The sequence below is a fragment of the Bacillus sp. PAMC28571 genome (assembly GCF_014250435.1).
GTDB classification, from domain to species: Bacteria; Bacillota; Bacilli; order Bacillales; family Bacillaceae; genus Bacillus; species Bacillus safensis.
On the sequence record NZ_CP060191.1, the window covers coordinates 2,621,302 to 2,635,884 of the forward strand.

Here is a 14,583-nt window from a genome sequence, read left to right on the forward strand (position 1 = left end):
AATCGTTTCAAACCAATGCACTATGGCTGTATTTACGCTATAATTTTAATTACCAGTTCTTTAGAACGTGAATTTATATTGATCAAAGGAGGTTCATTTTCTTGCAGCTTATTCACTTCGCCATCCTATCACCTTTTTTACTCGCTTTTGTTGTACCTTTCCTTTACAAATATGTGAAGCGTATACATACAGGATGGTTTGTTCTCATCTTGCCGATTCTTTTATTTACCTATTTCATCCAAATGTTACATATCACTTCGAATGGACGAACGCTTTTCTCACAGGCTGAATGGATTCCATCTTTAGGGATGAATTTCACTGTGTATGTCGATGGTCTCAGCCTGTTATTTGCTTTATTAATTACAGGTATCGGCGCACTTGTGGTACTGTACAGTATTTTCTACTTATCAAAGGAAAAAGAACAGCTTGGCTCTTTCTACACGTATTTGCTCATGTTTATGACCGCGATGCTTGGTGTCGTTCTTTCTGACAACATGGTGGTTCTATACTTGTTTTGGGAGTTAACGAGTATCTCTTCCTTCCTCTTAATTGGGTATTGGTATAAGCGTGAGCGCTCTAGGTATGGAGCAACGAAATCACTGCTTATTACTGTTTTTGGCGGATTAGCTATGCTTGGTGGCTTCATCCTCATTTACCTGATTACTGATTCATTCAGTATTCGTGAAGCAGTCAATCAGCTTCAGCTCATTATGGCATCACCTTACTTTATCCCTGCCATGATCCTAATCTTACTAGGTGCCTTTACGAAATCAGCGCAGTTCCCATTCTATATCTGGCTGCCTGATGCAATGGAAGCACCGACCCCTGTGAGCAGTTATCTGCATTCTGCTACGATGGTGAAAGCCGGTATTTATCTTGTTGCGCGCTTCAGTCCAATCTTTGCTATATCAGAGGTATGGTTCTGGACCATTTCCATCGTTGGGCTTGTCACATTATTCTGGGGATCATTCCACGCCGTCCGGCAAAACGATTTGAAAGCCATTCTGGCCTATTCGACAGTGAGCCAGCTCGGCATGATTATGCTCATGCTTGGCGTCGGTGCAGCTGCAATTCATGAAAACAATCCTGCCTTTTTTGGTGCAGCCGTTCTTGCAGCTATTTTTCACCTCATTAACCATGCTACGTTTAAAGGCAGTCTCTTTATGGCAGCTGGTATTATCGATCATGAAACAGGGACTCGTGACATTCGGAAATTAGGCGGATTAATGACGATCATGCCGATTACCTTCACAATTACGTTAATCGGTACATTTTCAATGGCTGGATTACCGCCATTTAACGGTTTCTTAAGTAAAGAGCTATTTTTCACAAGTATGATACGGATTTCTGATATCAGCTTTACAGACGTTTCAACATGGGGTGTCATCTTCCCAGCACTCGCTTGGCTCGCTAGTGTCTTTACGTTCATTTATAGTATGATGCTCCTCTTTAAAACGTTTAGAGGCCGTCTGAATATAGACCAATTGGAGAAAAAACCGCATGAAGCACCGATCGGCATGCTCATTCCGCCCATCATTCTAGCTGCACTTGTGGTCACCTTCTTCTTTTTCCCTAATATTCTTGCCTATTCTGTCATTGAACCTGCAATGGCGGCGATCATTCCTGAAGCGATTGAAACAGGAAGCCGTTTTTCTGTGAAAATTGAAGCATGGCATGGCTTCCAGCCAGAGCTCTATATGACAATAGGTGTTGTTGTACTCGGCACAATCGGCTACTTGACGCTTTCAAAATGGCGTCCAATGTACAACATCTTTAAGGAAAAGTGGTCATTTAACGCTTTATACGACCGCTCTCTTATCGGTTTAGAAAAAGGTTCATACCGCCTGACAAACAGTTATATGACTGGTTTTCTTCGTGACTATCTTGTCTATGTGTTTGGGTTCATGATTATCGTCATTGGCGGCGTGATGTTTTATCAGCAGGCCTTTTCATTTCAAACTGATCAGGCTGCCTCAATTGGCACGTATGAGGTGATTCTTTCACTTGTGATGGTGGCGGCGACGATTGCCACAGTATTCGCAAGTTCACGATTAACAGCTATTATTGCACTAGGTGTCATGGGCTACACGCTGTCATTATTCTTCGTGATTTTCAGAGCACCTGACCTTGCGCTGACGCAGCTGATTATTGAAACGATTTCTGTTGCACTGTTTTTGCTTTGCTTCTATCATTTGCCGAAGCTGAGCTTAAAGCAAAAAACAAGAAGATTCAAAATGACCAATTTCATCATTTCATTAGGTGTTGGGGTTGTTGTCACTTGTCTAGCTTTCGCTTCCACAAGTCAGCAGTCACTTGACACCATCTCAACTTACTTTATTGAAAACAGCTACAAACTTGCTGGCGGTGACAATATTGTCAATGTCATTCTTGTAGATTTCAGGGGCTTTGATACCCTTTTTGAAATTACCGTGCTCGCCATTGCGGCACTTGGTATTTATGGGTTATTAAAAACACAGGCTAAACGGAAGAGAGGTGCGCGGCGATGAGAAAGATTGATACGAATGATATGCTTTTGCAAGTCACAACAAAAATCACAGCATTCATCATCTTGCTTTTCTCCCTTCACCTATTTCTTGCGGGACATAACAATCCTGGCGGCGGATTCATTGGCGGCCTGATGAGTGCTGCGGCTGTCGTTCTTCTGCTTTTAGCCTATGATCTGAAGACAGTAAGACGCATTTTGCCATTTGATTTTATTTATGTAACTGGAGCCGGTTTGCTTGTTGCAATCCTGACCGGTATGGGATCCTTTCTATTCGGTGCACCTTTTCTATCCCATGCATTTGATTATTTCCAATTACCGTTTTTAGGGAAAACAGAACTGGCGACAGCCGTCCTGTTTGATATCGGTGTGTATTTGGTTGTTGTCGGTGTCACCATGACCATTATTCAAATGATTGGAGAGAAGGAATAATGGAATTTCTAATGTCTATTATCGTCGGAATTATTTTTATGGCGGCGACCTATTTGATGCTGTCAAAGAGCCTTCTGCGGGTCATCGTCGGTACTGCTGTTTTGAGTCACGGCGTCCACTTGCTTCTTTTAACAATGGGCGGTTTAAAAAAAGGAGCGCCTCCCGTTCTAAAAGAGGGGCTCACATCCTATGTGGATCCATTGCCACAAGCATTAATTTTAACAGCCATTGTCATTGCTTTTGGTGTGACATCCTTATTACTTGTCATGGCCTTCCGTGCCTTCCAAGAGCTGCGAACAGATGACATGGATCAAATGAGAGGAAATGATCAGCATGAATAATCTCGTGATCCTGCCTATATTAATTCCATTACTAGCTGCTACACTATTGATCTTTATGAATAAAAACATCATGCTGTCAAGAGTCTTTAGTGTCTTGGCATCTCTTTCAGCCATTATATGTAATGCATATTTGGTTCAAACGATTTTCACAAATGGGATACAAACACTTTATTTGGGCGGCTGGAAAGCGCCATTTGGGATTGCCCTTGTGGCCGATCAATTTGCTGCACTCCTTGTACTGACCGCTTCCGTTGTCGGGCTTGTGACAGTCCTCTTCTCCTTTCAAACGATTGGGGAAGAAAGAGAGCGGCTCTTCTATTATTCTGGCGTACAGTTTTTGTTAGCTGGCGTGAGCGGAGCCTTTTTAACGGGAGATATTTTCAACCTGTTTGTATTCTTTGAGTTACTGCTGATGGCATCTTATATGCTTATTGTATTAGGCGGATCAAAGCCTCAGCTTCGTGAATCACTCAAATATATTGTGTTTAATATCATCTCGTCGGCCTTATTTATTGTTGGAGTCGCCTGTTTATATGCAGTGACGGGTACGCTCAATATGGCTGATTTAAGTGTGAAAATAGCTGAATCAGGACAAACAGGGCTAATCACTGTCATTTCCATCCTGTTCCTCATTGTATTCGGCTTAAAAGCTGGGATCTTCCCGCTTTATTTCTGGCTGCCAGGATCGTATCACGCGCCGCCAGCAGCGATTTCAGCTCTATTTGGTGCTTTGCTCACTAAGGTTGGCTTATATGCGATTGCCAGAGTCTTTACATTAATTTTTATACACGATACAGGCTTCACCCATACACTCATGGCGTGGCTTGCTGCACTGACGGTGATATTCGGTGTGATAGGCTCGATCGCCTATTCTGATGTGCAAAAGATTGTGATTTATAACATTGTCACAGCTGTTGGGGTCATTTTGTTTGGATTTGCAGCCAACACACCCGCATCACTCCAAGGTGCCATTTATTATCTCATTCACGACATGGTGATCAAAGGGGCATTATTTATGCTGGCAGGTGCCCTCTTTGTGTATGCTGGTACAAATCAACTGAAAAAAATGGGCGGACTGATTCAATCCCAGCCTCTATTAGGATGGATGTTTTTCATATCGGCTTTATCGCTTGCAGGAATTCCGCCGCTGAGTGGCTTTGTTGGAAAACTAAAAATTGTGGAAGGTGGATTTTCTGCTGGATACATGACGTTTTCTATCCTGGTCTTACTGTCCAGTCTCCTTGTCCTCTACTCTATTATGAAGATTTTCATGTCCGCATTTTGGGGCGAGGAACAGGATATGCGAAGAAGAAAGCCGTCAATTAAAGGAATGGTGTATCCTGGCGTACTGCTTGTCGTCTTATCGCTTGCCATTGGGTTAGGGACAGAGTTCATTGCCCCTTATATCAATCAAGCAGCGGAAATGCTCTCAACACCAGAAAAATATATTCAAGCTGTGCTGAAGGAGTAGATGAACATGGCCTTTCAAATATTACTAAACGCTCTCCTCGCCTTTACATGGATGTTTATGAATGATACATACAGAGCCGCAGACTTTGTATCAGGTTTTGCATTAGGAATGATCGCCATTTTTATGCTGCGTCGATTTTTCCCGCAGCGTTTTTACGGCTATGCCCTTTATGCAATTTTCAAGCTGATCATCATTTTCATTCGCGAGCTGCTTCTTGCCAATTTAAGTGTATTAAAGACTGTATTATCTCCAAAGCTCAAGATTAAGCCCGGTATTTTCGCCTTTCGTACGGACTTGAAAACAGATTGGGAAATCACCATACTGTCAAATATGATTACATTGACACCAGGTACATTAGTAATTGATATTTCCGATGATCGGTCCATTTTATACATTCATGCGATGGATATTGAAGATGCTGAAAAAGCCATTCACGATATCCGGGTTTCATTTGAAAAAGCGATTCAGGAGGTGAGCGGTAAGTAATGGAACTCATTTTGCAAATGTCACTTGGCATTCTTGCACTGTCTACCTTGCTTTTTGTGGTACGAGTGATCAAAGGCCCCTCTATTCCTGATCGTGTGAGTGCGCTTGATGCGATAGGAATCAATTTAATTGGGATGACAGCCATCGTTTCAATTTTACTGAAAACGACTGCATTCTTTGAAATTATTTTACTGCTCGGCATCCTTGCCTTTATCGGTACTGTCGCTTTTTCCAAATTCCTTGAGAAAGGGGAAGTGATTGAAAATGATCGTCATCGCTAAAGCCATCGTGATTTTCTTTATCCTGCTAGGCGCTATCCTTTGTTTGATTTCAGCCATTGGTGTCCTTCGCCTGCCGGATGTTTACACACGTATGCATGCTGCATCAAAAGCATCGACCCTTGGCGTTGTTCTGATTTTAGTAGGTGTGTTTTTTCACGAATGGTTTCTTGCAGGCGTTATTTCTGCAAAAATCCTACTCGGCATCGTATTTATCTTCCTGACAGCACCAGTCGGCGCACACTTAATCGGAAGAGCCGCCTACAATACTGGTGTGAAGCTCGACAAACGCAGTGTCCAAGATGATTATGGCGGTTTCCGTAACTTTGTGATTAAGCGAAAAGAAGATTCTTATTTATAAAAAGCAAAAAAGAATGGCCTGCCATGTTGGGCCATTCTTTTTTTACCTCTCAACAGCATATAAAAAAAGCTTCCGCTGCACCGGGAGCTTTTTTATATGCGATCAATGACAGCAAGTGTGCATCTTGACGTACAGATGTGCCGGTCTCGATCATCCTTTATATCGATTTGAAATACCATTGTACGCCGTCCTACATGTACAGGAACAGCTGTCGCTGTCACAACTCCATCGCGTACAGATTTTAAATGATTGGCATTGATTTCAATACCTGAGCAAACTTGCTGCGTTAAGTCTAAATGAGCCGCAGCCCCCATGCTCGCCACTGTTTCTGCTAGAGCAGCAGATGCTCCTCCGTGCAGCAGTCCAAATGGCTGTTTTGTTCTGTGATCGACTGGCATTGTTGCAACGCATCGTGATTTATTGCACTCTACAATTTCAATGCCTAGTGCCTCAAGCAGTGTATTTGATCCGCTCACATCCATTAAGGCCCTCTCCCTTCACACGTTTACAGCACACTTTCAGACTTGGCAATTAACACCGCTTCTGTACGAGATCCAACATTCAGCTTATTAAAGATGGATGTCAAACTGTACTCAATTGACCGTTTGCTCAAATGAAGCACATCGGCTATTTCCTGGTTCGTGTATCCTTTTTCCACTTCTCTAAGAATCAAACACTCCCGTTCGGTTAAGAGATCGTGATCAGTCTGCTGCGCCTGTTCTGGCTTTTCTTGCTGCTGTGAAATTAATTTCTTTAAATAGGACAGCTGAATGACAACTTCCCCTTGCAATGTCCGGTGTATGTATTCAATAATTTTGTCTTTCGTCTCTGTTTTGCTAATTGCACCGTGTAATCCAGCCCGAATAGCCTCTTCAAAATAATCATCTACTTCATACCCTGTATAAATGATAATTTTCACTTGATGGTTGGTTTCTAAAATTTGTTTCGCAATGTCCATTCCATTGATATCCCCGAGATTTAAATCCATTAAAATCACATCATAGATGGAAAAGTCATGCGTCTTTAAAAAGGCGGCTTCTGCATCAGGACTTAAACAATCGACTGATAGCTGCTGGTCTGATTCTAATATGCTTTTTGTCCCTTCCATGACAGCCGGATGATCATCAATGACCAATATCTTCTTCATGTCTTCCTCCCTTTAAATCACTCACTTCCATTTTATATAAAAGACTTGGCTGATGCCAAGTCTTAATCCTTAATAAATCGTTACAATTCCATTTCAATTTTCACCTTAAGCCCTTTTTCCGGGGCTGTGTGAATTTGAAGCTTTCCATTTAACGCTTTCACTCGTTCTCTAATACCCGATAGCCCCATGCTCATTGTGTGCTGATCAAGATGACTGGCATCAAAACCGACTCCATCATCCTCATAGTGAAGAACAACCTGATCTTTAATACAAATCAGCATCACTAACACTTGAGTGGCTTTTGAGTGCTTCAGGGCGTTGGATAACAGCTCCTGAACAATTCGGTAAATATTCAGCTGTGAATCAATATCAATGTCCAATTCTTTATCAAAGCGTGTCGTATTCAGCCTAATATGAAACGGCGCTTCCTCCTGAATTTGAGAAGTCAGCTTCGATATCGCCTTTACTAAACCTAAATCATACAGCAGCTGCGGGCGAAGCTCATGACACGTTTCTCTCGTCGTTTGAATCACTTTGGACATTTGATCATTCCATGAGATAAGCGAATTTTCAATAGATGTCGGGCATTGGTTGTTTTGGAAATTCGTTAAAAACATCTCCGACTGCCTTTTTAGTGATATCAAGTCCTGCAGCACGGAATCATGAAGATCTCTCGCTAAATCTGAACGCTGCTTTTCTTCCATAGCAAACATGATTTTCTTCAGCCAGGCAGGATTGGCCTCACGCTGTTTCAAATCGTCAAGATGCTCCATCAACTCTTCAATTTTGACGACATTTTCTAAACTGACACTTGTATAAAAGGCCAATGTTTTCAGCCAAGAAATCTCATCACGCGTCAATTTCGGTGTCTGTATATTGGATAAGCAGCAAATGATAAACGAGTGACCGCCCCGTTCGCCAATTTTCATCATAAACCCTTTATCAAGCTCAATAATTTTCCCGACTTCACCTAAAATATCTTGAAATTGATCCACGTATTCTTTCCATAGCTTACTATCATTTGTCGATTCATCAATTTCAATAATTTGTCCGTCAGCTTTCACCTCAAGCACAAAGGCTTTATTCACAACAAGCACTTCTAAAATGGTGTATTTCAAATGATACAGCACTTGATGAAGTGAGGACGCCTCACGAATGAGCTGCGTGAATTTAAACACACTGTCCTGGTAATTATGCTTTTCTGAAAAACGCTTCAGACGGAAGCGGAAATCTAGAATTTCTTTGAAATAGAATACAGCCAACATGAGTGTATAGGTGATTAATGCGAGCTTCAGTGTGTACTTCAAATCTTCTGGTTTTTGCAGAATGTAAAACGTGACAACAACAAAAACGGTCGGTGTAATGGCAAGAAACCCATAGTATTTCAGTCTGCCTATCAAAAAATCCATATTGTAAAGCTTGTTCGTCATAAATTGATACACGAGTGAAAAAGGAATGAGCAAGACAAAAGAAGTTAAGAAAAAGGGATCTACCACATAAATACGAAACAAAACATATGGAATTGCAAATAAAAAGATAAATGGACAAAATGCTATGATATTTATCATGACAAAAAACTTTAAAACAGACCCCTGCTCTGTCTCTTTATATTTCCGCATTCCATTGATAATCACTTTGAATGACATGATAATAGAAGCGAAAAAGAATAAAAGATTTAAACTTGGCATGTATCTGGCTATCGCTGAATCAATCGGAACAAATAACTCTATTACTAGATTAATTATAGGAAGACTATATAAAAAGCGAATTGTTTTTTGAGTCGTTATATGCAGGTCAAACTCTTTGAAATACTGATAAATGAAATGAATATAAAAGACAAATACACTTGATAAACAAAATGTAATTACATAATGGCTAAATCTTTCACCAATACCTGAAGTACCTGCACTAAGATATCCGATACAAATCGTTAATAAAAATACAACTAAAAGAAATGCTGATTTTCGTTGGGCCTCTTTGTTAATTCGAATGATAAAGAAGATACAAAATAAACAAATTGAATACAGGATGAGAGGAATTATATAGACAAATAAACTTTCTTGACCAATCAATGTCTTATTTTTTAGGGTGATCATTTGGTTGCCTCTTTGAATATCAATTCTTTGCACATTCCTAAGCTCACCATTGATCAAATGATCTTTGTTGTTAGCAGGTTCCCCATTGATTTTAAGTATAATATCTCCTTCTTCTAATCCTGATGTGTAGGCTAAAGAAAGATACTCAACTTTGACAACTTCTGCTTGACCGTTCTTGTTCTCCGCTACACGTGCTCCATTAAAAATATCAAATACATAAATATATGAAACATAGATCACAAATAAAAAAGACAGAAAAACTAAAAAAGCAGATAGTTTCGTATAAGTTATCTTCATGTAAAAAACATCCTTAACTGGAGAACTTTTAAATCATTTTTAAATGAATAGTATCATTTATAGTACCATATATAATCTGCAGACATTTGCCCTTTTTTAATCCCCTGAATGATTGCTTGCATGGTTTGCTCATCTGTGTGAATTAAACTTGCATTCCCTAAGTCCAATTCATTCACAACACCAGGATTTTTGACTAAATATGCAATAACATTTTGAATGTTCAATCATTGCCCTCCTTTGTCATAAATGCACATAATTGTTCCTTCTTCTTCCCCGGTAAATCAAGTTGTTCAATTCCTTGCTTCATTTTTAACAGCATAATCTCTCTCATCGATACCATGTACTGAGTCAAACCAGCTTCAAGTAACTTCTGCTTCAGTTGAAACGGCTTTTGCTCTGACTCATCCAGCCGCTTAGAAAAAAAGGAAAGAAGCTCTTGACTGGCATCGTTAAAACGTCTTTGTAAATAACTGAATGCCAGCGTTTGTTTTTTTTGAAAATCTCCGTTTGATTTTGAAAATAACGCAAAAAAATCGTTACTGATCTGTTCAGCAACACCATAATATATCGAATAAGATTCCACAGTGGCGTTTATTTTTCCTGTCGCTAAATAAACACCCAATACGCTAGAAATAGCTGTTAAAGATCCTGATTTTTTCTTTAAAACCTCTACACACTCTTCTTCTGTTCCATGCAAATGACGCAAATCCTCGTGCTGCCCTTCCATTGACATTTTAATGAAATGGAACAGTTTCTCTAATAGTTGAGAATTATTTTCACATATTGATGTGATGAATTGGATACTCACCGTATACAAATACGTAGAAGCATTGATGGCCACTCCTTGATCGACGTTCATCCAAGGATACGAATCATTGTCTTGATCTTCAATATCATCTAATATATCGGCAGATAAAATGAGAAGTTCAATCCCTGCTGCCAGTTTTGTAATCGCTTGCTTGTCTTGTCCGCCAAATGCCTCATAATGCTGGTAAGCCAATTGACCAAGAGGAAATTCTTTTTTTCTATCTGTAAATTCAAGAAGCAGCTTTTGTAAATCATTCTGCCTGACTGCATGTTGAATAAAATCAGACATATTCTGCTTGATTTTTGTATTCTCTAGATAGTTTAGCATACTCGATCTTGTACCTCACCCTTTCGTCTTTTATTTTACTAAAAAGACATGAGCAAATGTCCACTGACATCACTATTTAACAATTATATAATAATATATCCTTTTTTTGTATGTATTTGGATAAAAAAAAGACTTGATGATTATCAAGTCTTTAAGAAATTTTCACATATTCATATTTGTCGTATTGATCAATGCTTTTGTTAATGTTATGAAGAGAAGCCGTTGTTTCTCTGATTTCGTTTTCAAGTTTCCATAATAATTGTTTAAGTTCTTCGATTTCATACTTTTCCATCGATTCCACTCTCCTTTTTTGGAAGATCAATGTATTTGTGTATGGTGATTGGGTCATAAGTATTTGATCTGTTACTAACAGTGTAAATGTAATTGAGTATTTTTTCACCGAAAAGTATGCACAAAACGTGTGCGTGATACCGCAAAATTCAATAGGTCTTTTTTCATCATTTTCTGACTTTTCAAATCATACTTTTATCTCAATTTCAAAGGAATTGCGTCATTTTTGCGACAGGAATAGGCATCATTCGTCACACTTCTCTCCCGATAGAACGTACGATCCCCTCTGTATCTTCGGTTTTGCGTGTCATAGGCCAGATGACAGACGCTATTGTGGACACCGCAATTTTTTGGCGACATTCACCGAAATTGACCGCAAAAGTACCTATTTTTATGCTGGAATTACAAAGCTAGAAAGATCATTTTGATTCTTTATTCTGATTTTCTACATACATTTAGAACAGATATCCGTCCAATTTCACGTCAATGAGAGAAGAGGTGACCATGTGTTTTACTATGTTCCTTATCCTGCTTTGCCGGTTCCCGCAATGAGCCACGCATACCCGCCGCGCACGCCAATGACTTTTCCTCCAGTAGATGCCCACTCATTTCAACGAGCCGCAAAGGAATCGGCCCGTCTCGTTGCTGATGCTTCACTCATCACGCAGCAAATTTCAAGCTCCCTTCCGTTTGCGCAGCGCATCATGGAGGCTGCTGAGCGCTCTGATTCCACAAGTGTGAGCCGAATGCTGAAGCAAATTGGTGTGAAAAGCGGCATTGATATCCGCTTTAGTCCAGAAGGGATTCGAATCTACTTGTCTCTTGCCTCCAGCAGACTTTTTCTTCTTTTAAAGTGGGCATGACAAAGAAAAAGCCGCTCTCACACGAGCGGCTTTTCTTAAGATTCAAACATTTTATGGCACCATTCAATGGCTTCTATATAACACCCATAGGCTTCCTGTTTCGGGAGATTTCCATCTAACATTTCATCATCCCATTCATTTCGTTCAATACGTTTGGCCACACCTAGCACAAAAGAATAATCATTTTCATAGCCAAGCAGTGCCTCACCAACTTCATCAGAAAGCGGCAGTTCCTTTACAAGTTCTGTGATATCTGCCCTGACAAGCGTATCAATGAGAGAAAACATACCTGTCAGCATATAAGAGGCGGGGTGCTCTCGTTCAGTACGAGAAGCAATCAGTTCACACGTTTTGGCACGAATGAATGACATTTTGATAATTTCTTTTTGGCTTGAGTTAGCTTGGACATTCAGTTCTTTAAATGAAAGGATAAAGATCCAGCGCCGAATTTCATTAAATCCAAGCAGGATAATCGCCTGCCGGATACTTTTAATTTGATAAAGACGTCTCATGCCGCCTGAATTCAGCATTTTTAATAATTGATATGATAGCGAAAGGTCACTTTCAATAAAATGGGTCACGGTCTGGATATTCGGCTGGTCCTTGCTTAACTCATTTAAAAGCTGATGGTACGCATGGAAGCTGGTCGATAATGCTCGTCCCGATATCACATGCGGCTCACTAAAGAAATACCCTTGAAACAAGTGGAAGCCCGCTTCTAGTGCCTCTTCATATTCTCTTCTCGTTTCTACCTTTTCTGCTAGGAATCGAAGGCGATACTTTTTATACGAATGCAGAATATCTCTTCGTTCTTGCGTTGTGGTTTTCAGAAAGTCAATTTTTAAAATATCTATGCAATAGAGGAGTTCCTCAAGCAGCTTGTCACTATAATGTGTTCCGTTTAGGAAGAAATCATCGAGTGCAATCGTATATCCCCATTTTTTTAACTGCTTACATCTCATAATAAGTGCCGGGGTAATCGGTACATTTTCTAATATCTCGATCACAAGCTGATGCGGATCAAAATAGGTGAGCAGATCAGATGAAAGTAAGCTTTCGGTGAAATTAATATAGCATCGTTTTCCTTCTGTCAGTGTTTCGATGCCGATATTTAGAAAACTATTGATAATGAGGTCCGTTGTCGCTTGATCACCGTCTTCAGCGCTATATGTATTGGTTTCACTATCTCTATAAAGCAGCTCATATGATACGACTTGTTCTTTTCTGTTAAAAATAGGCTGTCTCGCAACAAACACCCTCAACTGCTCCAATCCTCCTTTATGCCATGACAAACAAGATGTGCTTTCAGTATACCAAATGATTGCGCTTTTAGTTCAATTTCAATCGGTCAAAATAAAAAAAAGAGACCACCTGGCTTGATGGTCTCCCTTTCTTCAAATCATTCGCTTTCATAAAGCTCTTTTTTGATTTTATTTTTCACATCATGGATAAACTGCATTTTATTATCCCAGCATTTTTGACTCAAATCGACTGGATATTCTTCTGGTTTGCTGATTCGTTTGTATTCCTCCCAGAAGAGTCCAAGACTGTCCTGCACGTAGGCTTGAATCGTTTGAATATCTGGATTGTCATAGACAAGTTTCCCTTGCTCAAAAATCGGGACGTGAAGATCTTTCGCCACAAAGTTTGTCACGAATTTACTAATAAATGTATGCACAGGATGGAACATTTTTAGTTTATCCTCACTATGAACATCTTCCTCTTCAAGCGCAATGTAGTCACCCTCAGAATGATGATTCAATTGATTGATAATGCGGTACACACGTTTACGGCCTGGTGTTGTCACTTTCTCTGGATTGGATGAAATTTTGATGGTATCATTCATTTTGCCGTTTTCTTCAATGGACACCAGTTTATACACTGCACCGAGGGCTGGCTGATCGAATGCTGTGATCAGTTTTGTTCCAACACCCCACACATCAATTTTGGCGCCCTGTGCCTTTAAGTTCATAATGGTGTGTTCATCAAGATCGCTTGATGCAATGACTTTGGCATCATGGAATCCTGCTTCATCCAGCATTGTTCTAGCCTTTTTAGACAAGTATGCAAGGTCTCCGCTATCAAGTCTGACACCAATGAAGTTGATTTTGTCTCCAAATTCTTTCGCTACCTTAATCGCATTCGGAATACCTGATCTGACAGTATCATACGTATCGACTAAAAAGACACAGTCTGTATGTGTTTCAGCATATTTTTTAAATGCTGTATATTCATCGCGGTATGCTTGTACAAGTGCGTGAGCATGTGTTCCTGATACTGGAATGTTGAAGCGTTTCCCAGCACGAACATTACTTGTCGCCTGAAAGCCGCCGATGAGTGCTGCTCTTGCTCCCCACATCGCCGCATCCATTTCATGCGCACGTCTTGTTCCGAATTCTAATGCTGTCTCATCTTCAATGATTCCTTTAATCCGGGCCGCTTTTGTTGCAATCAGCGTCTGGAAATTCACGATATTGAGCAATGCCGTTTCAATTAACTGAGCTTCAACAAGCGTTGCCTCGATGCGCATAATCGGTTCATTCGCAAAGACAATTTCCCCTTCTCGCATTGAATGAAGTGTACCTGTAAAGGACAATCCGCTTAAATAGTCAATGAAATCGCTTTTATAACCGAGTTCATCTTTTAAATACGCCAGATCGCTTTCGGTGAAGGAAAAGTCCGATAAATATTCAATCGCTTTCTCTAAGCCAGCAAATACAGCGAAGCCATTGTCAAATGGAAGCTTTCTAAAGAAGAGTTCAAAGACTGCCTTCTTCTCATGAATGCCGTCTCTCCAATACGTTTCTGCCATGTTAATTTGATAAAGATCTGTATGTAGTGATAAACTGTCGTCATTAAACCGATGCTCCAACTTCCATTCT

16 protein-coding genes are annotated in these 14,583 nt (G+C 40.1%); 8 read left to right on the forward strand and 8 right to left on the reverse strand.

Annotated features, from left to right (window positions below):
* Window positions 1–101: 101 nt before the first annotated feature.
* Genes H7F25_RS13340 through mnhG form a run of 7 tightly spaced genes read left to right on the forward strand, consistent with a single transcriptional unit; the run spans window position 102 to window position 5,872 of the window.
* Window positions 102–2,507: a Na+/H+ antiporter subunit A gene (locus H7F25_RS13340; protein ID WP_185853805.1), complete on the forward strand. Its 2,406-nt coding sequence runs from the start codon at window positions 102–104 to the stop codon at window positions 2,505–2,507.
* Window positions 2,504–2,935, forward strand: coding sequence for a Na(+)/H(+) antiporter subunit B (locus tag H7F25_RS13345; RefSeq protein WP_024423315.1), 432 nt, complete (start codon window positions 2,504–2,506; stop codon window positions 2,933–2,935). The genes H7F25_RS13340 and H7F25_RS13345 overlap by 4 nt, the downstream gene beginning before the upstream one ends.
* Window positions 2,935–3,276 (forward strand): Na(+)/H(+) antiporter subunit C, encoded by a 342-nt coding sequence (locus H7F25_RS13350; protein WP_024423316.1) that lies wholly within the window; start codon window positions 2,935–2,937, stop codon window positions 3,274–3,276. Before H7F25_RS13345 ends, H7F25_RS13350 begins: the two co-directional genes overlap by 1 nt.
* On the forward strand, window positions 3,269–4,747 hold the full coding sequence (locus H7F25_RS13355; protein ID WP_024423317.1) for a Na+/H+ antiporter subunit D: 1,479 nt from the start codon (window positions 3,269–3,271) through the stop codon (window positions 4,745–4,747). The genes H7F25_RS13350 and H7F25_RS13355 overlap by 8 nt, the downstream gene beginning before the upstream one ends.
* Window positions 4,748–4,753: 6 nt before the next feature.
* A complete protein-coding gene (locus H7F25_RS13360) occupies window positions 4,754–5,233 on the forward strand; it encodes a Na+/H+ antiporter subunit E (RefSeq protein ID WP_024423318.1) in 480 nt (159 codons plus the stop codon).
* Complete coding sequence (locus H7F25_RS13365) at window positions 5,233–5,514, forward strand: Na(+)/H(+) antiporter subunit F1 (protein ID WP_024423319.1); 282 nt, start codon at window positions 5,233–5,235, stop codon at window positions 5,512–5,514. The genes H7F25_RS13360 and H7F25_RS13365 overlap by 1 nt, the downstream gene beginning before the upstream one ends.
* Window positions 5,498–5,872: a monovalent cation/H(+) antiporter subunit G gene (gene mnhG / locus H7F25_RS13370; RefSeq protein WP_024423320.1), complete on the forward strand. Its 375-nt coding sequence runs from the start codon at window positions 5,498–5,500 to the stop codon at window positions 5,870–5,872. The genes H7F25_RS13365 and mnhG overlap by 17 nt, the downstream gene beginning before the upstream one ends.
* Window positions 5,873–5,964: 92 nt before the next feature.
* On the opposite strand, the gene H7F25_RS13375 is transcribed toward mnhG, so the two are convergent.
* From H7F25_RS13375 to degQ, 6 genes are all read right to left on the reverse strand, one after another.
* Window positions 5,965–6,354, reverse strand: a complete 390-nt coding sequence (locus tag H7F25_RS13375; protein ID WP_024423321.1) for a hotdog fold thioesterase — start codon at window positions 6,352–6,354, stop codon at window positions 5,965–5,967.
* Between the two features lie 23 nt (window positions 6,355–6,377).
* Window positions 6,378–7,019 carry a two-component system response regulator ComA gene (locus tag H7F25_RS13380; protein ID WP_024423322.1) on the reverse strand — a complete coding sequence of 214 codons (642 nt, stop codon included), beginning with the start codon at window positions 7,017–7,019 and terminating at the stop codon, window positions 6,378–6,380.
* 80 nt (window positions 7,020–7,099) lie between these two features.
* Window positions 7,100–9,412 carry an ATP-binding protein gene (locus H7F25_RS13385; protein WP_024423323.1) on the reverse strand — a complete coding sequence of 771 codons (2,313 nt, stop codon included), beginning with the start codon at window positions 9,410–9,412 and terminating at the stop codon, window positions 7,100–7,102.
* 53 nt (window positions 9,413–9,465) lie between these two features.
* Entirely contained in the window at window positions 9,466–9,636 is a 171-nt protein-coding gene (gene comX / locus H7F25_RS13390) for a competence pheromone ComX (protein WP_073207246.1), read from the reverse strand.
* A complete protein-coding gene (locus tag H7F25_RS13395) occupies window positions 9,633–10,547 on the reverse strand; it encodes a polyprenyl synthetase family protein (RefSeq protein WP_024423324.1) in 915 nt (304 codons plus the stop codon). The genes comX and H7F25_RS13395 overlap by 4 nt, the downstream gene beginning before the upstream one ends.
* Before the next feature lie 151 nt (window positions 10,548–10,698).
* Window positions 10,699–10,839, reverse strand: coding sequence for a degradation enzyme regulation protein DegQ (gene degQ, locus H7F25_RS13400; protein WP_003213123.1), 141 nt, complete (start codon window positions 10,837–10,839; stop codon window positions 10,699–10,701).
* A 505-nt stretch (window positions 10,840–11,344) separates the two neighbouring features.
* On the opposite strand from degQ, the gene H7F25_RS13405 reads away from it, so the two are divergent.
* Window positions 11,345–11,701 (forward strand): YuzC family spore coat inner layer protein, encoded by a 357-nt coding sequence (locus H7F25_RS13405; RefSeq protein ID WP_024423325.1) that lies wholly within the window; start codon window positions 11,345–11,347, stop codon window positions 11,699–11,701.
* A 35-nt stretch (window positions 11,702–11,736) separates the two neighbouring features.
* Here the strand turns inward: H7F25_RS13405 and H7F25_RS13410 are convergent, their stop codons facing one another.
* Window positions 11,737–12,963 (reverse strand): EAL and HDOD domain-containing protein, encoded by a 1,227-nt coding sequence (locus H7F25_RS13410; RefSeq protein ID WP_024423326.1) that lies wholly within the window; start codon window positions 12,961–12,963, stop codon window positions 11,737–11,739.
* Window positions 12,964–13,100: 137 nt separating this feature from the next.
* Entirely contained in the window at window positions 13,101–14,513 is a 1,413-nt protein-coding gene (locus H7F25_RS13415; RefSeq protein ID WP_229137108.1) for a nicotinate phosphoribosyltransferase, read from the reverse strand.
* Between the last annotated feature and the right edge of the window lie 70 nt (window positions 14,514–14,583).

Excerpts from the sequence above, each read along its gene's own strand:
- H7F25_RS13345 (WP_024423315.1), top strand. The coding sequence starts at position 2,504 with ATGAGAAAGATTGATACGAATGATATGCTTTTGCAAGTCACAACAAAA.
- H7F25_RS13350 (WP_024423316.1), top strand. The coding sequence starts at position 2,935 with ATGGAATTTCTAATGTCTATTATCGTCGGAATTATTTTTATGGCGGCG.
- H7F25_RS13355 (WP_024423317.1), top strand. The coding sequence starts at position 3,269 with ATGAATAATCTCGTGATCCTGCCTATATTAATTCCATTACTAGCTGCT.
- H7F25_RS13360 (WP_024423318.1), top strand. The coding sequence starts at position 4,754 with ATGGCCTTTCAAATATTACTAAACGCTCTCCTCGCCTTTACATGGATG.
- H7F25_RS13365 (WP_024423319.1), top strand. The coding sequence starts at position 5,233 with ATGGAACTCATTTTGCAAATGTCACTTGGCATTCTTGCACTGTCTACC.
- mnhG (WP_024423320.1), top strand. The coding sequence starts at position 5,498 with ATGATCGTCATCGCTAAAGCCATCGTGATTTTCTTTATCCTGCTAGGC.
- H7F25_RS13375 (WP_024423321.1), bottom strand. The coding sequence starts at position 6,354 with ATGGATGTGAGCGGATCAAATACACTGCTTGAGGCACTAGGCATTGAA.
- H7F25_RS13380 (WP_024423322.1), bottom strand. The coding sequence starts at position 7,019 with ATGAAGAAGATATTGGTCATTGATGATCATCCGGCTGTCATGGAAGGG.
- H7F25_RS13385 (WP_024423323.1), bottom strand. The coding sequence starts at position 9,412 with ATGAAGATAACTTATACGAAACTATCTGCTTTTTTAGTTTTTCTGTCT.
- H7F25_RS13395 (WP_024423324.1), bottom strand. The coding sequence starts at position 10,547 with ATGCTAAACTATCTAGAGAATACAAAAATCAAGCAGAATATGTCTGAT.
- degQ (WP_003213123.1), bottom strand. The coding sequence starts at position 10,839 with ATGGAAAAGTATGAAATCGAAGAACTTAAACAATTATTATGGAAACTT.
- H7F25_RS13415 (WP_229137108.1), bottom strand. The coding sequence starts at position 14,513 with ATGGCAGAAACGTATTGGAGAGACGGCATTCATGAGAAGAAGGCAGTC.